General features: G+C 72.9%; 21 protein-coding genes. 5 read left to right on the top strand and 16 right to left on the bottom strand.

Going from position 1 to position 22,002, the window contains the following annotated elements; genetic code table 11:
- Positions 1–18: 18 nt before the first annotated feature.
- Positions 19–1,215: a macrolide-inactivating glycosyltransferase gene (mgt, locus tag TNCT1_RS10935; RefSeq protein WP_143630669.1), complete on the top strand. Its 1,197-nt coding sequence runs from the start codon at positions 19–21 to the stop codon at positions 1,213–1,215.
- Between the two features lie 78 nt (positions 1,216–1,293).
- Here the strand turns inward: mgt and TNCT1_RS10930 are convergent, their stop codons facing one another.
- Positions 1,294–3,543, bottom strand: coding sequence for an MMPL family transporter (locus tag TNCT1_RS10930; protein WP_143630668.1), 2,250 nt, complete (start codon positions 3,541–3,543; stop codon positions 1,294–1,296).
- Between the two features lie 396 nt (positions 3,544–3,939).
- On the opposite strand from TNCT1_RS10930, the gene TNCT1_RS36920 reads away from it, so the two are divergent.
- The 3 genes from TNCT1_RS36920 (at position 3,940) to TNCT1_RS10915 (ending at position 5,472) form a co-directional block, all read left to right on the top strand.
- Complete coding sequence (locus tag TNCT1_RS36920; protein WP_143630846.1) at positions 3,940–4,002, top strand: DUF1697 domain-containing protein; 63 nt, start codon at positions 3,940–3,942, stop codon at positions 4,000–4,002.
- A gap of 43 nt (positions 4,003–4,045) precedes the next feature.
- Positions 4,046–4,687, top strand: coding sequence for a DsbA family protein (locus TNCT1_RS10920; RefSeq protein ID WP_143630667.1), 642 nt, complete (start codon positions 4,046–4,048; stop codon positions 4,685–4,687).
- Positions 4,688–5,154: 467 nt separating this feature from the next.
- Complete coding sequence (locus TNCT1_RS10915; protein WP_143630666.1) at positions 5,155–5,472, top strand: hypothetical protein; 318 nt, start codon at positions 5,155–5,157, stop codon at positions 5,470–5,472.
- Positions 5,473–5,514: 42 nt separating this feature from the next.
- Here TNCT1_RS10915 and TNCT1_RS10910 read toward each other — a convergent pair whose 3' ends face one another.
- The 15 genes from TNCT1_RS10910 to TNCT1_RS10840 all read right to left on the bottom strand — a co-directional run bounded on the left by TNCT1_RS10910 (position 5,515) and on the right by TNCT1_RS10840 (position 20,568).
- Entirely contained in the window at positions 5,515–6,264 is a 750-nt protein-coding gene (locus tag TNCT1_RS10910) for a sirohydrochlorin chelatase (RefSeq protein WP_143630665.1), read from the bottom strand.
- Positions 6,265–6,269: 5 nt separating this feature from the next.
- The gene (locus TNCT1_RS10905) at positions 6,270–7,154 is read right to left on the bottom strand and encodes an ABC transporter permease (RefSeq protein WP_143630664.1); all 885 of its coding nucleotides are present in this window, start codon (positions 7,152–7,154) and stop codon (positions 6,270–6,272) included.
- Positions 7,141–7,926, bottom strand: a complete 786-nt coding sequence (locus TNCT1_RS10900; RefSeq protein ID WP_143630663.1) for an ABC transporter ATP-binding protein — start codon at positions 7,924–7,926, stop codon at positions 7,141–7,143. The genes TNCT1_RS10905 and TNCT1_RS10900 overlap by 14 nt, the downstream gene beginning before the upstream one ends.
- Before the next feature lie 34 nt (positions 7,927–7,960).
- Complete coding sequence (locus tag TNCT1_RS10895) at positions 7,961–9,073, bottom strand: aliphatic sulfonate ABC transporter substrate-binding protein (RefSeq protein ID WP_143630662.1); 1,113 nt, start codon at positions 9,071–9,073, stop codon at positions 7,961–7,963.
- A gap of 209 nt (positions 9,074–9,282) precedes the next feature.
- Positions 9,283–10,617, bottom strand: a complete 1,335-nt coding sequence (locus tag TNCT1_RS10885; RefSeq protein WP_143630660.1) for a sulfate adenylyltransferase subunit 1 — start codon at positions 10,615–10,617, stop codon at positions 9,283–9,285.
- A gap of 2 nt (positions 10,618–10,619) precedes the next feature.
- The gene (cysD, locus tag TNCT1_RS10880; protein ID WP_143630659.1) at positions 10,620–11,564 is read right to left on the bottom strand and encodes a sulfate adenylyltransferase subunit CysD; all 945 of its coding nucleotides are present in this window, start codon (positions 11,562–11,564) and stop codon (positions 10,620–10,622) included.
- Positions 11,561–12,193 carry an adenylyl-sulfate kinase gene (gene cysC / locus TNCT1_RS10875; protein WP_235902517.1) on the bottom strand — a complete coding sequence of 211 codons (633 nt, stop codon included), beginning with the start codon at positions 12,191–12,193 and terminating at the stop codon, positions 11,561–11,563. The genes cysD and cysC overlap by 4 nt, the downstream gene beginning before the upstream one ends.
- Entirely contained in the window at positions 12,190–12,900 is a 711-nt protein-coding gene (locus TNCT1_RS10870; RefSeq protein WP_143630658.1) for a phosphoadenylyl-sulfate reductase, read from the bottom strand. Before TNCT1_RS10870 ends, cysC begins: the two co-directional genes overlap by 4 nt.
- Positions 12,897–13,079 carry a hypothetical protein gene (locus TNCT1_RS10865; RefSeq protein WP_143630657.1) on the bottom strand — a complete coding sequence of 61 codons (183 nt, stop codon included), beginning with the start codon at positions 13,077–13,079 and terminating at the stop codon, positions 12,897–12,899. Before TNCT1_RS10865 ends, TNCT1_RS10870 begins: the two co-directional genes overlap by 4 nt.
- A complete protein-coding gene (locus TNCT1_RS10860) occupies positions 13,076–14,776 on the bottom strand; it encodes a nitrite/sulfite reductase (RefSeq protein ID WP_143630656.1) in 1,701 nt (566 codons plus the stop codon). The genes TNCT1_RS10865 and TNCT1_RS10860 overlap by 4 nt, the downstream gene beginning before the upstream one ends.
- Positions 14,777–14,905: 129 nt before the next feature.
- Positions 14,906–14,989 (bottom strand): putative leader peptide, encoded by an 84-nt coding sequence (locus TNCT1_RS36915; RefSeq protein WP_310739661.1) that lies wholly within the window; start codon positions 14,987–14,989, stop codon positions 14,906–14,908.
- A 138-nt stretch (positions 14,990–15,127) separates the two neighbouring features.
- Complete coding sequence (locus TNCT1_RS10855) at positions 15,128–15,691, bottom strand: GNAT family N-acetyltransferase (protein WP_143630655.1); 564 nt, start codon at positions 15,689–15,691, stop codon at positions 15,128–15,130.
- 69 nt (positions 15,692–15,760) lie between these two features.
- Positions 15,761–17,089: a hypothetical protein gene (locus TNCT1_RS10850; RefSeq protein ID WP_143630654.1), complete on the bottom strand. Its 1,329-nt coding sequence runs from the start codon at positions 17,087–17,089 to the stop codon at positions 15,761–15,763.
- Between the two features lie 247 nt (positions 17,090–17,336).
- Positions 17,337–18,629: a GAF domain-containing protein gene (locus tag TNCT1_RS10845; RefSeq protein ID WP_143630653.1), complete on the bottom strand. Its 1,293-nt coding sequence runs from the start codon at positions 18,627–18,629 to the stop codon at positions 17,337–17,339.
- A gap of 301 nt (positions 18,630–18,930) precedes the next feature.
- Positions 18,931–20,568, bottom strand: a complete 1,638-nt coding sequence (locus TNCT1_RS10840) for an acyl-CoA dehydrogenase family protein (protein ID WP_143630652.1) — start codon at positions 20,566–20,568, stop codon at positions 18,931–18,933.
- A gap of 132 nt (positions 20,569–20,700) precedes the next feature.
- Between TNCT1_RS10840 and TNCT1_RS10835 the strand changes: the two genes are divergently transcribed.
- The gene (locus tag TNCT1_RS10835) at positions 20,701–21,930 is read left to right on the top strand and encodes a YihY/virulence factor BrkB family protein (protein WP_235902516.1); all 1,230 of its coding nucleotides are present in this window, start codon (positions 20,701–20,703) and stop codon (positions 21,928–21,930) included.
- The last annotated feature ends 72 nt before the right edge of the window (positions 21,931–22,002 follow it).

Below are 22,002 nucleotides of genomic sequence, written 5' to 3'. Positions count from 1 at the left end.
TCGCCTAGCCTCGTCGGCATGACCGCTCCCGCCCACATCGCCATGTTCTCCGTCGCCGCCCACGGACACGTCAACCCCAGCCTCGAGGTGATCCGCGAACTCGTCGCCCGCGGCCACCGGGTCACCTACGCCATCCCGCCGGCCTTCGAGGAGAAGGTGGCCGCGACCGGGGCCCGGCCCGTGCTCTACCACTCCACGCTGCCCGGCCCCGACGCCGACCCCGAAGCCTGGGGGAGCGGCCTGCTGGATCACGTGGAGCTCTTCCTGGACGACGCCGTCCAGGCGCTCCCGCAGCTCGCCGCGGCCTACGAGGGCGACGAACCGGACCTGGTGCTGCACGACATCACCTCCTACCCGGCCCGCGTCCTCGCCCACCGCTGGGGCGTCCCCGCGGTCTCCCTCTCGCCGAACCTGGTCGCCTGGGACGGCTACGAGGAGGAGGTCGCCGAGCCCCTGTGGGCGGAGCCCCGGAAGACCGAGCGCGGCAGGGCCTACTACGCCCGGTTCGGCAACTGGCTCACCCGGAACGGGATCACCCGGCACCCGGACCGGTTCGCCGGGCACCCCGACCGCTCGCTCGTCCTCATCCCGAGGGCGCTCCAGCCGCACGCCGACCGCGTCGACGAGCGGGTGTACACCTTCGTCGGCGCCTGCCAGGGCGACCGGTCCGACGAGGGCGGCTGGCAGCGGCCCGCGGACGCCGAGAAGGTGGTCCTCGTCTCCCTGGGCTCGGCGTTCACCAAGCGGCCCGCGTTCTACCGCGAGTGCGTCCGCGCCTTCGGCGGCCTGCCCGGCTGGCACCTGGTCCTGCAGATCGGCCGCCAGGTGACCCCGGCCGAGCTGGGCGACGTGCCCGCGAACGTGGAAGTGCACCAGTGGGTGCCGCAGCTTGCGGTCCTGCGGCAGGCCGACCTGTTCGTCACCCACGCCGGCGCCGGCGGCAGCCAGGAGGGGCTGGCCACCGCCACCCCGATGATCGCCGTACCGCAGGCCGTCGACCAGTTCGGCAACGCCGACGTGCTGCAGTCCCTCGGCGTGGCCCGGCGCCTGCCCACCGAGGAGGCCACCGCCGGCCGTCTGCGCGCCGCCGCCCAGGCCCTCACCGGCGACCCGGAGGTGGCCCGGCGGCTGAAGGAGATCCAGGCGGGGATGGCCGAGGAGGGCGGCGCGCGGCGCGCCGCCGACCTGATCGAGGCGGAGCTGCCCGCGCGCTGACCTCCGCGCCCGCACGTCACGCGCGCACGGGGGCCCGCCGGTTCCCCAGGACCGGCGGGCCCCCGTCCACGGGCCGGATCAGACGGTCAGCCGCTCGCCCTCCTCGCGCACGGGGGCCGGCGCGACCGGCTCCGGGGCCTCGTCGTGGGTGAGGTCCGGCAGGCGGTGCAGCCACTTCGGCAGGTACCAGTTGCGCTCGCCGAGCAGCGCCATCACGGCCGGCAGCAGCACCCCGCGGATGACCGTCGCGTCGATCAGCACCGCGGCGGCCAGGCCCACGCCCATCTGCTTCATCGACTGCATGGACAGCGTGCCGAAGATCGCGAACACCGCGACCATGATGACGGCGGCGCTGGTGACGACGCCGGCCGTGGTGACCACGCCGTGCTGGATGGCGTCCCTGGTGCTGCGGCCGCGCAGCCGGGCCTCGCGGATCCGGGAGACCACGAACACGTGGTAGTCCATGGACAGGCCGAACAGGATCACGAAGAGGAACAGCGGCAGCCAGGTGACGATCGCGCCGACGCCCTGCGCGCCCACCAGCGAGGCGCCCCAGCCGTGCTGGAAGACGGCGACGAGGATGCCGTAGGCGGCACCCACCGACAGCAGGTTGAGCACGATGGAGGTGATCGCGACGGTCAGCGAGCGGAACGACAGCAGCATCAGCAGGAAGGCGAAGACGACCACGAACACGAAGACCGGGAGGACGGAGCCGACGAGCTGGTCGTTGAAGTCGTGGTTGCCCGCGACCTGCCCGGTGATCGGCGCCCGGACGCCCGCCACCTTGCCGAGCGTGGCGGGCCGCACCTCGTCGCGCAGCTTGTCCAGGCTCCGGACCGCGTGGTCCATGTCCGAGCCGCCGACCAGGGGTACGGAGACCAGGGCGACGTTCTGCGCCCGGTGCACCTGGATGTCGACGGGGCCGCGCGAGGCGCCCGAGGAGATGGCCTGCCGCTTGAAGTCGGCCAGCGCCCGCCGCACCTGCGGTGCGCCGATGTCCTTGGCGCTGACGACCACCTGGGCGGGCTCGGAGCCGCCGGGGAAGGCCTCGTTGAGCCGGTCGTAGGTCTGCACGATCGGCAGCGAGTCGCCGAACTCCTGGTCCAGCGTGAGCTGCTGGGTCTTCATGCCGAGCGCGGGCGCGGCGACGGCGAGCAGCGCGCCGGCCGCGACGGCCACGGCGACCAGCGGCTTGGCCAGCACTCCGCGCAGCACGGCGGTCCAGAACCGGCTCTCGCCGCCGCCGGCACGCCGGCGCCGGCGGCCCAGGAACGGGATGCGCCCCTTCTCCACCCGCTCGCCCAGCAGGGAGAGCAGCGCGGGCAGCACGGTCACCGAGCCGACCATGGCGACGGCGACCACCATCAGCGAGGCCAGGCCCATCGCCTCGAACTCGGCCAGCCCGGTGAACAGCATGCCCGCCATCGCCACGCACACCGTGACCCCGGAGACGATGATCGCGCGGCCGCTGGTGGCGGCCGCGATGCGCAGCGCGGCGCCCGCGTCCCGTCCGGCGTCCCGCTCCTCGCGCTCGCGGCGCAGGTAGAACAGGCAGTAGTCGACGCCGACGGCCATGCCGACCAGCAGCATCACGGAGTTGGCGGTGTCGCTCATCGGCTGGACGTGGCTGACGAGGCCCATCAGGCCCATCGTCGCCACGATCGCGGTGATCGCCAGGGCCACCGGCAGCAGCGCGGCCACCAGGGCGCCGAACGCGATCAGCAGGATGCCGAGGGCCACCGGCACGGCCGAGTACTCGGCCTTCCGGAAGTCGTCCCCGAAGGCGTCCTTGTACTGCTTGTTCATGCTGGCGCCGCCGATCTCCTCGATCCGCAGGCCGTCGTGCGCCTTCTGCACCCCGGCGACGGCGGTCAGCACCGGCTCGACCCGGTCGGCGGCGGTCTCCGCGTCGCCGCGCATGTCGAACTGCACGAGCGCGGTACGGCCGTCCCGGGAGATGGTGTGCGTGTCGTACGGGGAGGTCACACGGGTGACCTTCCCGGTGCCGCCGACGGCCCGGACCACGTCGGCGACGGCGGCCCTGAACTCGCCGCTCGTGGCCTTGAGGGCGCCGTCCCGGGACTGGATCAGCACGGTCTCGCCGGCCGGCTGCTCGATGCCCGCGTCCTCGATGATCTTCGCCGCGGTGTGTGTCTCCCCCTTGAGCTGGTCGCTCTGGTCTACGTCGACCCGGCCGGCCGCCGAGCCGAACCCCATGGCCAGGACGACGAACAGCACCCATATGCCGACGGCGGCCCAGCGGTGCCGGGCGCTCCAGCCGCCGGCGCGGGCGGCCAGTCCCCGCACGCGCACGTCCGTGTTCCCCATGACGGGCTTTCCCCCTCGTATGCGGTGACGGCCCCCTGCCGCCACGTCCTTCCTCGTTCCGTTCCGACGGTATGGGCCGCGCGGGAGGGTCTCGTCGTACTGCCCGGTGAACCGGCGCCGGCCCGGGTCATCGCCGGGGAGGACACCGGGCCCTTACATCTTTCGGGGCTTCCCGGGGGCGCGTCTCGGGGTGAGGACCGCCCGCGCCGGGCCGTGTCCGATCCGCCGTCGTAGATCCACTTTGTGATTACGAAAGCTTGTTGAACAAGTCACAGGTGCGTGTAGAGGTTGAACCGCGGGCCGTCGATCGGCCAGAGTCTCACGCAACCCGGTTCGTCCCGGCCCGGCCGTCGTGCCCGCCCCCACGGGGCACGACGGCCGTTCTAGTCTGTCCGGGTGACGACTTATGCGGCGCTGCTGCGCGGGATCAACGTCGGCGGCAGCAGGAAAGGGCCGTGATTGGACCGGGATTCCACGCCACCGGCTGACTAGCGTGACCGGTATGACACACGCCGACCACAGCCGCGACGCCGGTTCCGGCCCCATCCGGGTCGACTTCTGGTTCGACTCCGCCTGCCCCTTCGCCTGGATCACCTCACGCTGGCTGCTGGAGGTCGAGCGCCTGCGCCCGCTCGACCTCCGCTTCCGCCCCATGAGCCTCTACCTGCACAACGTCGGCAACGAACTCCCGGACTGGTACCGGGACCTGGTCGACCGGTCGATCGGGCCGGTCCGGGTCGCGGTGGCCGCGGCCGAACGGCACGGCGAGAAGGTGCTGCGCGACCTGTACACCGCGTTCGGCACCCGCATCCACGAACGCAAGGCCGCCGACTTCGACGTGGTGATCGCCGAGTCGCTGGCCGAACTCGGCCTGCCGGCCGACCTGGCGGACGCCGCCCACGACCCCGGGTACGACGCCGCGGTGCGCCGCGGTCACGACGCGGGCGCCGAGCCCGAGTCGGGCGGCTACGTGGGCACGCCCACCATCCACGTCGACGGCACGGTGTGGTTCGGCCCCGTCCTGCGTGCCGTGCCGCGCGGCGCCGAGGCCGCGGAGCTCTTCGACAGCTTCCGGGTGCTGGCCCGCCACCCCGACTTCTTCGAGCTCAAGCGCACCCGCACCGGTGCGCTCCGCTTCGACTGACTCCTAGGTCGTGTCCGCACGACCTAGGGCACGAGGGTCCGCGAGTGACCCACGAGGTCCCGGTCGGCGGGAAGCGGGTGGCCGATAAGCACCCCTCCGGCGCGGCGGGCCGCGAGACCCGGTGACGCGTCCGCCGGGCCGCGCGCAGAACGGGGTGCCGGCCCCGGTCCGACGTCACAGGGGAACGCCGGACCGCGGCCGGCGGTCGCGCGACGCCCGCCCCGCCGCGGCCCGCGGGGAGGCGCACCGCGCTCCCCGGGGCGGCGCCCTGTCCGTTCCGCCGGGAGTGTCCGCCCTGGTCAATGGGCCCGGATCACTCGTACGGGTGACTGTTTTCGGCCCTTCCGCACGCGTGGGCGCGACGGCACCAGACTCCTGGACGTGGCCGGAGCCACGGCGTCGGTGACGTCGGCGCTCCCGGACCCAGCCCGGTACGGCCCCTCCAGACCAGGAGTCAGGACAGGACGATGAGCACGTACTACCACGGGAACATCAACGGCCCCGGTCACCTGGGCGCCCACGGCCGGACCGGCGACGACGGACCGGACCCGGAGACCGTCTTCCGGCTCGCCGAGGGGCTCCTGGCGGCGCTGCGCGCCGAGCTGCCGGGGCTCGCCGTCCACGGGGAGGTCATCATGGCCGCGCTGGAGGAGGCCGCCGCGGACGGCGGCCCGCCCAACCGGGGCCGCATCCGTTCGAGCCTGGACGACATCGCCATCGGCGCCCCGGCCGGCACCGGCAGTCTCGCCTTCACCCAGCAACTGGCGCACCTGCTGCAGCTGTGAAAGGGGCCGGGCCCCGCCGCCACGGGGTCCGGCCGCGCGTCGTCAGGCGCCGAGCGCCGCCCGGGCCGGCAGGCCCGCCGAGTCGTAGCGGGCCAGCAGGAGCCGTGCCACCTCGGGGGCCGGGCCCAGCACGTCCGCCAGGACGTCCGCGTCCGCAGCGCCGCGCGCGATGCGGTCCGGCAGGAAGCCGGGGGCGAGGACGTAGGGCGCCACGGCGACCCGTTCGCAGCCGAGGGCGCGCAGTTCGCGTACCGCGTCCTCGGTGCGGGGAAGGGACGCGGAGGCGAACGCGGGCCGCACGGCGCACCAACCGGTGTGCCACCACTCCCGCGCGATGTCGGCGATCACCGCGATCGCCTCCGGGTCGGAGGACCCCGCCGAGGCCAGCACGACCCCGGTCGAGGACTTGTCGGCGGGCGTCAGCCCCGCCTCGTACAGGCGCCGTTCCAGTGCCGACAGCAGCAGCGGCGACGGCCCCAGCACCTCGGCCTGCCGGATACGCAGGCCGCGCGGCGCGTCCCGCAGGACCGCCGGGATGTCGGCCTTCGCGTGGAAGGCGCGGGTCAGCAGCAGCGGCAGCGCCACCACGTCCCGCACGCCCTCCGCGGCCAGCGACTCCAGTACCCCGTGCACGGACGGGATGTTGAAGTCCAGGAAGCCGGCCTCCACGCGCAGCCCGGGCCGCAGCGACCGCACCCGCTCCACCAGGGCGTGCACGGTCGCGGCGTGCCGCGGATCGCGGCTGCCGTGGGCGATCACCAGCAGAACGGGCCGAACCGGCTTGCCGTACACGGGAATCAGCTCTTCACCAGGAGGCCTCGGCTGCGCAGCACCCACCGCTCGAGCGGGGAGAAGATGAGCAGGTCGATGGCGATGCCGACGAACAGGATCAGGAAGATCGCCTCGAACACCATGGACATGGAGCTGGCGTTGCGGCCGTTCTCCAGCAACGCGCCCAGGCCGATGCCGAGGTCGGGGGAGGAGGCGATGATCTCCGCCGCCATCAGCGAGCGCCAGGAGAAGGCCCAGCCCTGCTTCAGGCCGGCCAGATAGCCCGGCAGCGCGGCCGGCAGCACGATGTGCCAGGCGCCCCTCAGTCCGGTGGCGCCCATCGTGCGGCCCGCGCGCAGGAACAGCGGCGGCACCTGGTCGATGCCGGACACCAGGCCGTTGGCGATCGACGGCACCGCGCCGAGGAGGATCACCGCGTACATCATCTGGTTGTCCAGACCCAGCCAGATCACCGCGGGCGGCACCCAGGCCACCGACGGCAGCGACTGCAGACCGGACAGCACCGGGCCGATGGCCGCCCGCACGAACCTCACCCGGGCCACCAGCAGGCCCAGCGGGGTGCCGATGGCCAGCGCGAACAGGAAGCCCAGCAGACCGCGCGAGACGCTGGTCCAGATGTAGCCGAGCAGCTTGCCCTCCAGCCAGGCACGCCTGAACTCGGCGCCCACGTCGGCGGGCGAGGGCAGCTTCGTCGGGTCGTCGACGATCTTCAGCGAGATCAGCGCCTGCCAGACGGCCAGCACCACCACGGTGGCGACGACCGGCGGCAGGATCTTGCGGACGAAGGTCTGCCGCAGGGGAGCCCGGCCGGCGACGGAGGTCTCCAGGGCGTCAAGGCCCGCCTCGACGCTTCCCGAGTCCGTTGCGGCTCTCGTCTCAGTGCTGGCCATGGCGGCGGATCTCCCCACGCAGTACCTCGGTGATCTCCAGGGACAGTTCGGCCACGGGCGCGTCCTCGATGCGCCGCGGCTGCGGGATGTCCACCCGCCACTCCCGGGCCACCCGGCCCGGCCGGGACGACAGCAGCACCACCCGCTGCGCGAGCCGGACCGCCTCCCGCACGTTGTGCGTGACGAACAGGACGGACAGCCCCGTCTCCTCCCAGATCCTGGTCAGTTCGTCGTGCAGCAGGTCGCGGGTGATGGCGTCCAGCGCGGCGAACGGCTCGTCCATCAGCAGGAGCTGGCTGTCCTGTGCGAGTGCCCGGGCCATGGCAACGCGCTGCCGCATACCGCCGGACAGCTCGTGCACCCGCTTGCCGTACGAGCCCTGCAGCCGGACCAGTTCGAGCAGCTCCTCGGCCCTGCCGCGCCGCTCGCTCTTCGCGACGCCCCTGAGTTTCAGGGCGAGTTCGATGTTCTTGCCCGCGGTCAGCCACGGGAACAGCGCGTGCTCCTGGAACATCAGGGCGGGGCGCCCGTGGGTCGCGATGCTGCCGGCGGTGGGCCGGTCGAGCCCCGCCACCAGGTTCAGCAGCGTCGACTTGCCGCAGCCCGAGGCACCCAGGAGGGTGACGAACTCGCCGGGCGCGACGTCCAGTGTGATGTCGTCGAGGACGAGTTGCCGTCCGGCCGGCCCGGCGAAGGACTTCGAGACGTGCTCGATGCGGGCCGCGTACTCGACCGCTTCTGCTTCTTCGGCCTTGGCGAGGGCGGTTGCCATGGTCGTCACCTCCTGGGGACGCTCGGATCCGGGCTCAGCCGACGCCGAGACCGGCGTCGTCGACGGTGCTCTCGCCCTTGGCCTTCAGGACCTTGTTCAGCGGGGCGAGGTCGTAGATGCCGTCCAGCTTCGGGTCCTGAAGGAGGCCCGCCTTGACCGCGTGCCGCGCCTCGGTGCCGAGGGTCGCGGCCAGCGGGTCGTCGGTGATCTGGATGGACTTCCAGGCCGGGTCCAGGACGCCGGCCGGCAGCTCCTTGCCGGAGTCGACGCCGAGCTGCTTGTTCGCCGCGGTCCTGGCCTCGTCCGGGTGGGTGTTGATCCACGCGTTGGTGTCGACCGAGGCCCGCAGCACCGCTTCGACGGCCTTCGGGTGCTCCTTCAGGAACTTCTGCGACACGATGATGTTCGTGATCACGAACTTCTCGCCGGGCCACAGCGACGCCTCGTCCAGCAGCACCTTGCCGCCCTCGGCGACCAGCTTGGACGCGGTCGGCTCCGGCACCCAGGCGCCGTCGACCGAGCCTGACCTGAAGGCGTCCGGGGTCACCTTGTTGTCGGTGCGGACGACGGAGACGTCGCCCTTGCCGCTCTCGGCGTCGACCTTCCAGCCCTGCTCCGCGACCCAGTCGAGGAAGGCCACGTCCTGCGTGTTGCCGAGCTGAGGAGTCGCGATCCGCTTGCCCCGGACGTCCTTCAGGGACTTGACCTTCTTGGGGTTCACCACCAGCTTCACCCCGCCGGAGGCCGAACCGCCGACGATCCGCAGGTTCTTGCCGTCCGACTTGGTGTAGCCGTTGATCGCCGGGGACGGCCCGATCCATCCAATGTCGACGGAGCCCGAGTTCAGCGCCTCGATCTCGGACGGACCGGCGTTGAACACCTGGTAGTCCGCGCTGGTCGCGCCGAGCGCCTTCTGGAAGAAGCCCTTCTGCCTGCCCACCAGCGCGGTCGCGTGGGTCAGGTTGCCGAAGTAGCCGATCCGCACGGAGTCCAGGCCGTCGGTCTTCTCGGCTCCGGCGGCGATCCGGGCGCCCGCGTCGCCGCCCTCGGCCTCGGACCCGTAGCCGCAGGCCGCGAGCGTCAGCAGGGGGAAGGCGGCCAGCGCGGCCAGGCCGCGGCGAAGCAAGGTGGAACCACTGGCAGGCACGGGAGGTCTTCCTCTCGTCGGCCCGGCGGTCACGGTCTCAGGCCGTGGCCGGGAGGTCGGCAGGGGGTCTTCGTCGCTGGGCGCGCGTGCGGTGCGCGTACGTCACCGCGCACATCGCGCCACTCCGCCCTGCCCGCTGCCGAGGGCGCCGCTGCCGACGCGGCCGCCCTCCTTGGCGAACGTCGAGTAGAAACCGAGGGAGTTCATGGTCAGAAGTCCCAGCCGTCCTCGTCGGAGGCGTCCTTGACCGGCTCGGGGGAGGCGAACGACTCGCCGACCATGCCGGCGGTCAGCGTGGTCCCGTCGCTCGGGTCGATCAGGATGAAGGAGCCGGTGCGGCGCGAGTCGGCGTAGGAGTCGGCCGGCAGCGGTTCGGCGGTGCGGATCTTCACCCGGCCGATGTCGTTGGCGACGAGCTGCCCGGGATGCGGGTGCAGGGAGAGGTCGTCGAGCGTGAGCCGGGACGGGATGTCCTTCACGATCGCCTTGACGGTGCGGGTGCCGTGCTTGAGCAGCACCCGGTGCCCGACGGCCAGCGGCTGGTCGGCGACGTGGCAGACGGTCGCCTCCACGTCCTGGGTGACGGCCGGGGCGTCCTTCGCCGGCACGATCAGGTCGCCGCGCGAGACGTCCAGGTCGTCCTCGAGCAGCACGGTCACCGACTGCGTCGTCCACGCCACGTCGACCGGCCGGCCCAGCAGGTCGATGCCGGAGATCCGGGTGGTCCGCCCCGAGGGCAGCACGGCGACCCGGTCGCCGACCCGGAAGGTGCCGGCCGCGATCTGGCCCGCGTAACCCCGGTAGTCCGGGTGCTCGGCGGTCTGCGGCCGGATCACGAACTGCACGGGCAGCCGCGCGTGGCAGTGCGCCAGGTCGTGGCTGACCGGGACCGTCTCCAGGTGCTCCAGCACGGTCGGGCCGCCGTACCAGTCCATGTTCGCGGACGGCTCCACCACGTTGTCACCGGCCAGCGCCGAGATCGGGACCGCGGTGACCTCCGGGACGCCCAGCTCGGTGGCGTACGCGGTGAACTCCTCGGCGATCGCGGCGAAGACGGACTCCTCGTACGCGACGAGGTCCATCTTGTTGACCGCGAGGACCACGTGCGGCACCCGCAGCAGCGCGGCGATCGCCGCGTGCCGGCGGGTCTGCTCGACCACGCCGTTGCGGGCGTCGACGAGGACCACCGTCAGCTCGGCCGTGGAGGCGCCCGTCACCATGTTGCGGGTGTACTGCACATGGCCGGGGGTGTCGGCGAGGATGAACCGGCGCCGGGGCGTGGCGAAGTAGCGGTACGCCACGTCGATGGTGATGCCCTGCTCCCGCTCGGCGCGCAGGCCGTCGGTGAGCAGCGCCAGGTCCGGGCCCTCCTGGCCGCGGCTCGCGGACGCCCGTTCCACGGCCTCCAGCTGGTCGGCGAGGACCGACTTGGAGTCGTGCAGCAGCCGTCCGACGAGCGTGGACTTGCCGTCGTCGACGGAGCCCGCGGTGGCGAACCGCAGCAGGGTGGTCTCCGGGAGCGTCCCGGTCGTGGTGGTGCTCATGCTTAGAAGTACCCCTCGCGCTTGCGGTCTTCCATCGCGGCCTCGGAGAGCTTGTCGTCGGCGCGGGTCGCGCCGCGCTCGGTGAGCCGGGACGCGGCGATCTCGGCGATGACGGCCTCCAGCGTGGTCGCGTCGGAGTCGACGGCCCCGGTGCAGGACATGTCGCCGACCGTGCGGTAGCGCACCAGGCGCCGCTCGACGCTCTCGCCGTCCTTGGGGCCGCCCCACTCGCCGGCCGTCAGCCACATCCCGGCGCGCCGGAACACCTCGCGCTCATGGGCGAAGTAGATCTCCGGCAGCTCGATGCCCTCGCGGGCGATGTACTGCCAGACGTCCAGCTCGGTCCAGTTGGACAGCGGGAAGACGCGGACGTGCTCGCCCGGGGCGTGCCGCCCGTTGTACAGGTTCCACAGCTCCGGACGCTGCCGGCGCGGGTCCCACTGGGAGAACTCGTCCCGCAGGGAGAACACCCGCTCCTTGGCGCGGGCCTTCTCCTCGTCGCGCCGGCCGCCGCCGAAGACCGCGTCGAATTTCTCGCTCTGGATCCTCTCCGTCAACGGGAGGGTCTGCAGCGGGTTGCGGGTGCCGTCGGGACGCTCCTTGAGCACACCGCGGTCGATGTAGTCCTGTACGGACGCCACGTGGAGGCGCAGCCCGTGTTCGGCGACCACACGGTCCCGGTACTCCAGCACCTCGGGGAAGTTGTGTCCCGTGTCCACATGCAGCAGTGAGAAGGGGATCGAGGCCGGGGCGAACGCCTTCAGCGCGAGGTGCAGCATCAGGATCGAGTCCTTGCCACCGGAGAACAGGATCACCGGGTTCTCGAACTCGCCCGCGACCTCGCGGAAGATGTGCACCGCCTCGGACTCCAGCGCGTCCAGGTGCGACAGGGCGTACGGAGTGTCCGTGCCCTCGCCACCGGCCGCGGTCTCGGCGACGGTCGTCATGCCAGTCCCCTCTCACTGAGCAGGGCATGCACCGAGGCCGCGGACTCCCGCACGGTCTGGTGCTGCGATTCGATCCGCAGGTCGGGTGTCTCGGGCTCCTCGTACGGGTCGTCCACGCCCGTCAGCCCCGACAGCTCACCCGCCGCCTGCTTGGCGTACAGCCCCTTCACGTCCCGCACCGAGCACACCTCGACCGGGGTCGCCACATGGACCTCCAGGTAGGGCGTCCCGTTCCCGGTGTGCCGCTTGCGCACGGCCTCCCGGCTGTCCGCGTAGGGCGCGATCACCGGGACCAGCGCCTTCACCCCGTTGCGGGCGAGCAGTTCGGCGACGAAGCCGATGCGCTGCACGTTGGTGTGCCGGTCCTCTCGGCCGAAGCCGAGGCCCGCCGAGATGAACTCGCGGATCTCGTCGCCGTCGAGCACCTCGACGCGGTGGCCCTCGGCGCGCAGCCGGCCGGCCAGCTCGTACGCGATGGTGGTCTTGCCGGCGCTCGGCAGACCCGTGAGCCAGACGGTGGCTCCGGTGGTCACGTGGTTCTCCTGGATGTCGGTGGCGTCGGTGGCGTCGGTGCGAGCGGTGACAGCCGGACCCGCGGGCGAGGTGCGGGCGGCTGTGCGCGCCGTCATCCGTGCAGCCCGCACTCGGTCTTGGCGCGCCCCGCCCAGCGGCCGGCGCGCGCGTCCTCGCCCTCCAGGACGCGGCGGGTGCAGGGGGCGCAGCCGATGGACGGGTAGCCGTCCGTCAGCAGCGGGTTGGTGAGCACGCCGTGCTCGGCGACGTAGGCGTCCACGTCGTCCTGCGTCCAGCGGGCGATGGGGGACACCTTGACCTTGCGCCGCTTCTCGTCCCACCCGACGACCGGGGTGTTCGCCCGGGTCGGGGACTCGTCGCGGCGCAGGCCGGTCGCCCACGCCCGGTAGCCCTGCAGCCCCTCCTCCAGCGGCCGCACCTTGCGCAGCGCGCAGCACAGGTCGGGGTCGCGGTCGTGCAGCCTCGGGCCGTACTCCGCGTCCTGCTCGGCGACCGTCTGCCGCGGGGTGAGGGTGATGACGTTGACGTCCATCACCGCGTCCACGGCGTCCCGGGTGCCGATGGTCTCCGGGAAGTGGTAGCCGGTGTCGAGGAAGACGACGTCCACGCCCTTGCGGACGCGGGAGGCGAGATGGGCGACCACGGCGTCCTCCATGGAGGAGGTGACGCAGAACCCGGCTCCGAAGGTGTCGACCGCCCACTGGAGGATCTCCAGCGCGGAGGCGTCCTCCAGGTCCCGGCCCGCCCGCTCGGCGAGCGCCTTCAGCTCTTCCTCGGTGCGCTCCTGCTGAGTCGTCGTCATATCCGCTCGTCCCCTCCGTTGTCGGCCCGCTCCAGCCCCCGGGCCAGCAGCCCGAGGAACTTGAGCTGGAATGCGCGGTTGCACGCCGCGCACTCCCAGACGCCATGGCCCTGCTCGCCGGGACGCAGGTCCTCGTCCCCGCAGTAGGGGCAGTAGAAGGGCGCCGCCCGCTCACTCACGACAGCGCCTCCTCGGAAGCACGGGCCGCCCAGGTGGCGAAGCGCTCGCCGTCCTCGCGTTCGGCCTGGTAGCGGGTGAGGACCCGCTCGATGTAGTCGGGCAGCTCGGCCGAGGTGACCTTCAGGCCGCGGACCTTGCGGCCGAAGGCCGCCTCGAGGCCGAGCGCGCCGCCGAGGTGCACCTGGTAGCCCTCGACCTGGTTGCCGTCCGAGTCCAGGACGAGCTGGCCCTTGAGGCCGATGTCCGCGACCTGGATGCGGGCGCAGGCGTTCGGGCAGCCGTTGAGGTTGATGGTGATCGGCTGGTCGAAGTCCGGCAGCCGGCGCTCGAGTTCGTCGATGAGCTGCGCGCCGCGCTGCTTGGTCTCCACGATGGCCAGCTTGCAGAACTCGATGCCGGTGCAGGCCATGGTGCCGCGCCGGAACGAGGACGGCCGGGCGGTGAGGTCCAGCGCCTCCAGGCCCTCCACCAGCGAGTCGACCTGGTCCTGCTCGACGTCCAGGACGATCATCTTCTGTTCCACGGTGGTGCGGACCCGGCCCGAGCCGTGCGCCTCCGCGAGGTCGGCGATCTTCGTCAGGGTCGCGCCGTCGACCCGGCCGACGCGCGGGGCGAACCCGACGTAGAACCGGCCGTCCTTCTGCCGGTGCACGCCGATGTGGTCGCGCCACTGCCGCACCGGCTGCTCGGGCGCGGGGCCGTCGGTCAGCCTGCGGCCGCCGAGGTACTCGTCCTCCAGCACCTGGCGGAACTTCTCCGGGCCCCAGTCGGCGACCAGGAACTTCAGCCGGGCCCGGTTGCGCAGCCTGCGGTAGCCGTAGTCACGGAAGATCGAGATGACGCCCTCGTAGACGTCCGGGACCTCGTCGACCGGCACCCAGGCGCCGAGCCGCACGCCCAGCTTGGGGTTGGTGGAGAGACCGCCGCCCACCCACACGTCGAAGCCCGGGCCGTGCTCGGGGTGCCGGACGCCCACGAACGCGACGTCGTTGATCTCGTGCACGACGTCCAGCACCGGCGAACCGGAGATGGCCGTCTTGAACTTGCGGGGGAGGTTGGAGTACGCCGGGTTGTTCAGGACCCGGCGCTTCATCTCCTCCAGCGCCGGCGTGCCGTCGATGATCTCGTCCTCGGCGATGCCCGCGACCGGCGAGCCGATCATCACGCGCGGGGTGTCACCGCACGCGGTGACGGTCGACAGGCCCACGCCCTCCAGCCGCTGCCAGATCTCGGGCACGTCCTCGATCCGGATCCAGTGGTACTGGATGTTCTGCCGGTCGGTGATGTCCGCGGTGCCCCGCGCGAACTCCTGCGAGACCTCGCCGATGACCCGGAGCTGCGCCGTGGTGAGCGCGCCGCCGTCGATGCGCACCCGGAGCATGAAGTACTCGTCGTCCAGCTCCTCCGGCTCCAGGATCGCGGTCTTGCCGCCGTCGATCCCGGGCTTGCGCTGGGTGTACAGGCCCCACCAGCGCATCCGGCCGCGCAGGTCGCTGGGGTCGATCGAGTCGAAGCCCCGCTTGGAGTAGATCGTCTCAATGCGTGTCCGCACATTGAGACCGTCGTCGTCCTTCTTGACCTGCTCGTTGCCGTTGAGCGGGGTGAAGTGGCCCGCGGCCCACTGACCCTCGCCGCGGTGACGGCTCACCTTGCGACGGGGCGCGGAGGCGGCAGGGTTCTGCGGGGTGGCGGCCATGGTTGTTACGTCCTTCGGAACAGGCGGGAAACGCGGCTCTGACCTGCGCATACGGGCGCGTGGAGGCATGCGTGCGCGACACTGCGCAGCAGCGGGAGAGGTGCGAGGAGATCGGCGGTGCTGGAGCTGTCAGCTCGCCGGACAGATGGCGCTGGACATGCGGCCGAGGTCGACGTGCCGCCGACTCACCAAGGCAATTCCAGTTCCAGGCATGACGGAAGCGTGTCACGCGGATCTCCGGCCAGTCCACCATTGTCCGTAGTGTGGACGGAACTATTCTGAATGGTGAGACGAGTGCTCTGGGTCACGCTCCGGGGGTGTCGTGGGAGCGGGGGAACGGGCGGCCGGGGGTCACGCCCCGGGCCACGGGCCGGGCGTCGCCACCTCGGGCTCCAGTTCCACCTTCGTGTCGAACAGCCGGAAGCCGCGCCGCTGGTAGTTGTCCATGGCGAACTCGCCGTCCTTGCTGCACGTGTGCAGCCACACCCGCTTCGTGGGCGGCCGCCCCGGCCACCGCTCGGCCAGGTCCCAGGCGCGGGCCGCGCCGTGGGACAGCAGGTGGCCGCCGATGCGGCGGCCGCGGAAGGCCGGGATCAGACCGAAGTAGACGATCTCCACCACGCCCTCGTCCTGCGCCTCCAGTTCCACGTACCCGGCGGGGGTGCCGTGGTCGTACGCCACCCAGGTCTCGACGCCCGGACGGCCGAGGAACTCCTGCCACCGCGCGTAGGTCCACCCGAGCCGGTCCGTCCAGCGGATGTCGCCCCCGACCGAGGCGTAGAGGAAGCGGCTGAACTCGGGGGAGGGGACCTCGGCGCGGACGATCCGGACGTCGCCCTCGGGGGCGGCGGCCGGCAGGAGGTCGGCCTGCGAGGTCTGTTCCAGGGACCAGGTGGTGACAGTGACGCTGCTCATGCGGGCCAGGGAACCATCCCAGCGGCCCGCCTGTCGATCGGCCGGGTCACAGGGCCGGTTCCTGGTCCGTCACCTCAGCGACCGGTCGAGCGCGGTCAGGGGCACCGCGAAGAGCATGCGGTCGGAGAGGGACCACACCTCGCCCGTCCGCGCCGAGTACGACAGGGAACCCGACGACTCGGCCCAGCAGTGGCGGGAGGAGTCGGCGCCGCAGCGCGCCGCCCTGGCGTGCGCGCTGTCCTGCCGCCACAGGCCGCCGTGCCCGTCTCCCGTGCCGGACGAGCGTCCCACGTACCAGGACGGCGAGCCCGCTCCGGGCCGCCGGTGGGACAGCGCGCCGCTGATGCCGCTCACCCGCGTCCGGTAGGCCTCGACGGCGTCCGCCCGCCCGGCGGAGTCGGTGGCGAGCAGTCCGCGGCGCGCGGGGTCGCCGTCGAACGCGTACCGCCACAGCCGGGCGCTCCGGTCGCCGCCGGGAGCGGTCCGCTCGGCGGCGACCAGGCTGTCCGGCGCGGTGCCGCTGTCCAGGGAGAGGGTGGCCGGGCAGGGCGGCCCGGAGGCGGTGCAGCGGCCGTCGGCGAAGCGGTAGGAGCCGACGGCGGGCATCACGTACCGGTAGCCGTCGGCGGACCAGCCGCCGGGCACCCGGCCGACGGCGGGGGTGCGGGCCGTGGTGCGCTGGATGCGGTCGAGGTCGTAGACGTAGAGCGCCTCGGAGCTGCCGGTGCGGGTGGTGACGAGCAGCTTGTCCTGGTACCAGACCATGCCGGACATCGCGGAGGACAGGCCGCGGTAGTCCCGGCCGCCGTCGACCGGCACCACCAGCAGGACCCAGCGGTAGACGGGCCGGGCGGGGTCGTCCGCGTCGACGAAGGCGACCCGGGCCAGCTCCCTTCCGGGCCCGCCGGCGGCGGCCCGGGTCCAGCCGGTGAGGATCACCCGGTGGGTGCCCCGGACTCCGTCGTCGGCGGCGTCAGCGGAGGTGGTGACGGAGTGCGGCCGCCAGGAGGTGTCGGCGGCGTCGGCCCGGTCCCAGCAGTAGGCGCGGCCGGCGGGCGGGCTGACGGGCAGGCTCTCGCGGTCGTCCGCCGTGCAGTCGGCGGCCCCGCGCAGGGAGCGGTCGGCGCTCGCGAGGACGGCGCTCACCCCGACCGGGCGGCCCATGGACGCGGCGAGCCGTTTCAGGTCGCGGGCGGGCACCAGGTGTTCCTGGAGCCTGAGCCGGGCGGTGTCGGAGGGGGCGGTCAGCGGCTTGAGCGCGCCGGGGTTCTCGGCGACCTCCGCCTGTGAGGCGCTGATCATCGTGGCCGCCGCGGTGAGCGCCAGCGCGGTTCCGGCGAGGACCGCGCGCAGGGCGGTACCCCGTCTGCGCCGGCGATGTCTGCCACGATGCCTCATGTCGCCCTCCTTCCGGGCTCCGTCACCTCCGTGGCGTTCCGGCCGGTGCCGGGAGGCGGGTCAACTGCGCCTGACGGTCCGTACGTTGACCGAGGAGCAGGTGGGGAGACCCACTGGGATGCTACGGCAGTAAGGGGCGGCGGAGGGTCAAGACCCCCAAATACGCGAAAGACACCCGCGTGAACGGGGCGGTCGGCCCGCGCCGGCGGCGCCCGTGCGCGGCGTCCGCCACCGCTCGCCCGTCCCGTCAGCCGGCGCCCGCCGCCGTCCGCCGTCGTGCGACCACGGCCGGGGCCACCGACTGGGGCAGCAGGTCACGGAGGTCGCCGGGAAGCAGCACCTCGATCTCGGCGTCCTCGCGGAAACGGTAGGGCCGGTGCTGCAGGAGGTCCCCCAAGTAGCGCCGGACCCTGGACATCTCGGCCCGCACCGTGACCGTTCTGGACGGATCGCCGAAGAGGTCCTCCGCGAGGGCCGCCGCGCCCCGCCCGCCGGGGTGTTCGGTGAGCACGTACAGCAACTCGGCGTGCCGGGGACTGAGTTCCCGGCTCCAGGAGCCGGCCGCTCCCGACACGGTCACCGAGGTACGCCCCGCCCCGCCCAGGTCCAGCCGGATCCGGCTCGCGGCGCCCGGCGGCGGCTCGTCCGCCACCCGCAGCAGCCAGCCCCCGGCCAGCGGCTCCACCGCGCAGTGGCCCAGCGGCGGCAGCCACCGGCGTCCCGGCGCCAGCGACTTGGGCAGGCTGAGCCGCCGCACGTACGGCATCCCGGTCACGGCCGCCGCCCAGCCGTCCCGGTCCACCACCAGTGCCGGGCCGTCGAGCCGGGCCAGCACCGGCGCGCCCACCGCGCGCAGCCGTTCCAGCGCGTCCAGGTGCAGCTCCCGCAGCCGGGCCTCGGCGAGTCTGGCGACGGAGTCCACCCAGGACAGGGTCGCCGGATGCATGGTGCGCAGCGGGCCGCTGACGTCCACCACCCCGATGAGCCGGCCGTCCCTGGGGTCGGTGATCGGGGCGCCGGTGCAGGTCCAGGAGGTGTGCGAGCGGACGAAGTGCTCGGCGGCGAACACCTGCACCGGCCGCCGCACCACCGCCGGGGTGCCCACGCCGTTGGTGCCGACGACGTCCTCCCGCCAGTCGGCGCCGAGTTCGAAGCCGAGGCCGTCGGCCTTGCGCAGCACCTGCGGGGACCCCTCCCGCCACAGCACCCGCCCCTCGGCGTCGGCGACGACCATGATGTGCTGGGCGACGTCCGCGACCGAAAGCAGTCCCTCGCGCAGCACCGGCAGCACGTGCCGCAGCGGTGACTCCTCGCGTCTGCGCCGGACTTCGTCGGCGGACAGCAGTCCGGACCTGAAGTCGTGGTCGGGGTCGACCCCGCCGCGCAGCATCCGTCCCCAGGACTGCTCGATCACCGGCCGGGGCGCGATCCGCGCGCGCCGCCCGGCGAGTGTCGCCTCGCGCACCTCGCTCAGCATCCGCGCCGCCCGCGCCGTGTCCACGGCGGCCAGACGCGCCAGGTTCGTCGGCGGGTTCACCACTGGTGGTCCTTCCGGAAGGCCTCGAACACACTTGTCAAGCCGCACCGGGCAGCGGTTTCCGGTCGGCTTCGGTGCCCATACTGCCGCCGGGCGCATGCCGGAGGCACAGACTCCGCGCACAGTCACCGATAAGTTGCAACCCCCTGCAACCCTGGTGAACCCGGCCGGGACGTCCGAGACTTGTCCACGGCGTCGCCCGAGGGCGGCGTTCTGGCCTTTCAACGGGCCCGTTCGGCGGGGGTGGTGCCGTGTCGGCGCAGCACCACCCCCGTCCGTTCCCGCGCGCGGCGCGACGGCCGGATCAGGACACCGGACGCGCCCGCTCCACCAACGGCGCCAGGTCCAGGCCCCCGGGCAGCGTGCCGAACGAGGCGCCCCGGTCGCCGCCGAACCGTGAGGCGCAGAAGGCGTCGGCGACCTCCGGCGGCGCGAACCGCACCAGCAGCGACCCCTGGAGCACCAGCGCGAGCCGCTCCACGAGACGCCGGGCCCGGCCCTCGGCGCCTTCCATGTCGGCCAGTTCGGTGAACAGGTCCTTCACCGCCCGGTCCAGCCGGTGGTCGGCGCCGTGCGCCCGCCCGATCTCGGTGAGGCAGGCGTCCAGCGCGCCCGGCTCGCGCCGCAGCGCCCGCAGCACGTCCAGCGCCTGCACGTTGCCCGCGCCCTCCCAGACGGAGTTCAGCGGCGACTCCCGCACCAGCCGGGGCAGTCCCGACTCCTCGACGTACCCGTTGCCGCCCAGGCACTCGGCGGCCTCCACCGCGACCGGGGCGCAGCGCTTGGTGATCCAGTACTTGGCGGCGGGCACCGCGAGCCGCAGGAAGGCGCGCTCGTGCTCGCTTCCGTCGTCGTGGGCGGCGGCCAGCCGGAGCGCCAGCGTGGTCGCGGCCTCGGACTCCAGCGCGAGGTCGGCCAGGACGTTGCGCATCAGCGGCTTGTCGGCCAGCCTGCCGCCGAACGCCTCCCGGTGCTCGCAGTGGTGCACGGCCTGGGCCACCGCCTGCCGCATCAGGCCGGCCGAGCCGAGCGCGCAGTCCAGCCGGGTCGCCGCGACCATGTCGATGATCGTGCGGACCCCGCGTCCCTCCTCGCCGACCACGCGGGCCCAGGTGCCGTCGAACTCGACCTCGGCGGAGGCGTTGGACCGGTTGCCGAGCTTGTCCTTCAGCCGCTGGATCAGGAACACGTTGCGGCCGCCGTCGGCGAGGACGCGCGGCACGAGGAAGCAGGTGAGGCCCCCGGGGGCCTGCGCGAGCACCAGGAAGCCGTCGGACATGGGCGCCGAACAGAACCACTTGTGCCCGGTGAGCTCGTACGTCCCGGCCTCGGCGAGCGGCCGGGCCCGCGTGGTGTTGGCCCGTACGTCGCTGCCGCCCTGCTTCTCGGTCATGCCCATGCCGAACAGGGCGCCGGCCTTCTCCGCGGCGGGCCTGAGACCGCGGTCGTAGATGGTCGACGTCAGCCGCGGCTCCCACTCGGCGGCCAGCGCCGGATCGGTCCGCAGCGCGGGCACGGCCGCGTGGGTCATCGACAGCGGGCAGCAGTTGCCCGCCTCGACCTGGGTCCACACCAGGAACGCCGCCGCCCGGCGCACATGCCCCGCGGGGCGGTTCCAGGCGGAGGTCAGCCCCGCCGAGACGCCCTTGCCGAGCATCCGGTGCCAGGCCGGATGGAACTCCACCTCGTCGATCCGGTGTCCGTAGCGGTCGTGCGTGCGCAGCCGCGGCGGGAACTCGTTGGCCTGCGCCCCCCACTCCTGCACCTGCTCCGACCCGGCGGCCCCACCCAGCCCGGACAACTCCGCGCGCACCTCGTCCTGCACCTCGGCGGCGGTGTGCCGATCGACGGCCTCCACGAGGGCCCGGTCGGCGCCGAAGACGTCGTAGCCCACCAGCGCGGGCGGCTGGTTCGTCACCGTGTGCGTCGGATTGCCTGCCATGACTGCGAACCTACCCGCGATCGCGCCGATCCTGCTTCCCGGGGCGCCGCCGTGCCGTTGCGGAACCGGCCGGGCCCGGACCGCCACCCCCGGAAGGTGAGGGCGGCCCGGTACGGCGGATACCGTTAGGTCGTGCAGTCAGGAAGTGAATCCCCCGAGCGGCCCGCCGGCCGTCTCCACCGGGCCAGAGCCCTCTACCGGAACGTATCCAAGCGCAGGACCGCCTGGCTGCTTCTCAAGGACACCGTCAACTCGTGCATGGAGTACCGCATCCTGGGCCTGGCGGCCGAGGCGGCGTTCTTCACCCTGCTGTCGGTGCCGCCGCTGCTGCTGAGCCTCATCGGCCTCCTCGGCTACGTCGACGCCTGGACCGGCGCCGACACCATCCAGGGCGTGGAGCACAACATCCTGGAGGCCTCCCGGACCGTCCTGTCGGACAAGGGCGTCAAGGAGATCGCGGAGCCGATCCTGCGTGACGTGATGGCGGGCGGCCGGCCCGACGTCATCTCCATCGGCTTCCTGTTCGCGCTGTGGTCCGGCTCCCGCGCGGTGAACGTCTTCATCGACACCATCACCGTCATGTACGGCCTCGACGGCGTGCGCGGCATCGTCAAGACCCGGCTGATGTCGTTCCTGCTGTTCATCGTGGCCCTGCTGATCGGCTCGGTGGCGCTGCCGCTGATGGTGGCGGGGCCGGACGCCGTCGTGCGGATCGTGCCCTGGTCGGCGACGCTCGTGCAGGTCCTGTACTGGCCGGTCGTGCTGCTCCTCTCGGTCGTCTTCCTGACGACCCTCTACCACGTCTCGGTGCCCGTGCGCTCCCCGTGGATCGAGGACGTGCCCGGGTCCCTGGTGGCCCTCGCCATGTGGGTCCTGGGCAGTCTGCTGCTGCGCATCTACCTCACCCACACCATCGAGGGCGCCACGATCTACGGGTCGCTGGCCGCCTCCGTCGCCGTCCTGCTGTGGATCGGCGTGTCGGCCTTCGCGGTGCTCGTCGGCGCGGCGGTGAACGCCGCCATCGACCGGGTCTGGCCCGCCGCCGCCACGGCCGCCGCCCGCGAGGCGAACGAGCGGGTGCTGGACGCGCAGGTCGCCGAGTACGTCGCCCGGGCCGCCGCGGCGCGCGAGAGCGACCCGGACGATCCCGACATGCCCTCGGAGTTCCCCGAGCGCTGGTCCCGCTTCCTGCCCCCGGAGGACGTGACGGCCCGCCTGCGCAGCCACGCCAGGAACCCGCACCACCACGCCCACAAGGGGGACCGGGCGGCCGGCGGGCCCCGCGCTGCCGGATCCGACGGGGCGAACGGGGTGAACGGCGGCGACGCGGAGCACGGCGACACGCCCCCGCACGGCGGCTGACCGCCGGCGAGGGCGCACGGGGCGGTGCCCTTCGGCTGCCCGCCGGTGACGTTTCCGCCGCCCGGGGCGCCG

It is taken from the genome of Streptomyces sp. 1-11 (assembly GCF_007176755.1).
Lineage (GTDB): Bacteria > Actinomycetota > Actinomycetes > Streptomycetales > Streptomycetaceae > Streptomyces.
The sequence above is the reverse complement of the archived record's forward strand: the minus strand, read 5'-3'. Positions and strand labels throughout refer to the sequence as shown.

Bases quoted from the DNA above. Each gene is read 5' to 3' on its own strand.
- mgt (WP_143630669.1), top strand. From the start codon at position 19: ATGACCGCTCCCGCCCACATCGCCATGTTCTCCGTCGCCGCCCACGGA.
- TNCT1_RS10930 (WP_143630668.1), bottom strand. From the start codon at position 3,543: ATGGGGAACACGGACGTGCGCGTGCGGGGACTGGCCGCCCGCGCCGGC.
- TNCT1_RS10920 (WP_143630667.1), top strand. From the start codon at position 4,046: ATGACACACGCCGACCACAGCCGCGACGCCGGTTCCGGCCCCATCCGG.
- TNCT1_RS10915 (WP_143630666.1), top strand. From the start codon at position 5,155: ATGAGCACGTACTACCACGGGAACATCAACGGCCCCGGTCACCTGGGC.
- TNCT1_RS10905 (WP_143630664.1), bottom strand. From the start codon at position 7,154: ATGGCCAGCACTGAGACGAGAGCCGCAACGGACTCGGGAAGCGTCGAG.
- TNCT1_RS10900 (WP_143630663.1), bottom strand. From the start codon at position 7,926: ATGGCAACCGCCCTCGCCAAGGCCGAAGAAGCAGAAGCGGTCGAGTAC.
- TNCT1_RS10885 (WP_143630660.1), bottom strand. From the start codon at position 10,617: ATGAGCACCACCACGACCGGGACGCTCCCGGAGACCACCCTGCTGCGG.
- cysD (WP_143630659.1), bottom strand. From the start codon at position 11,564: ATGACGACCGTCGCCGAGACCGCGGCCGGTGGCGAGGGCACGGACACT.
- cysC (WP_235902517.1), bottom strand. From the start codon at position 12,193: ATGACGGCGCGCACAGCCGCCCGCACCTCGCCCGCGGGTCCGGCTGTC.
- TNCT1_RS10870 (WP_143630658.1), bottom strand. From the start codon at position 12,900: ATGACGACGACTCAGCAGGAGCGCACCGAGGAAGAGCTGAAGGCGCTC.
- TNCT1_RS10860 (WP_143630656.1), bottom strand. From the start codon at position 14,776: ATGGCCGCCACCCCGCAGAACCCTGCCGCCTCCGCGCCCCGTCGCAAG.
- TNCT1_RS36915 (WP_310739661.1), bottom strand. From the start codon at position 14,989: ATGCCTGGAACTGGAATTGCCTTGGTGAGTCGGCGGCACGTCGACCTC.
- TNCT1_RS10855 (WP_143630655.1), bottom strand. From the start codon at position 15,691: ATGAGCAGCGTCACTGTCACCACCTGGTCCCTGGAACAGACCTCGCAG.
- TNCT1_RS10850 (WP_143630654.1), bottom strand. From the start codon at position 17,089: ATGAGGCATCGTGGCAGACATCGCCGGCGCAGACGGGGTACCGCCCTG.
- TNCT1_RS10840 (WP_143630652.1), bottom strand. From the start codon at position 20,568: ATGGCAGGCAATCCGACGCACACGGTGACGAACCAGCCGCCCGCGCTG.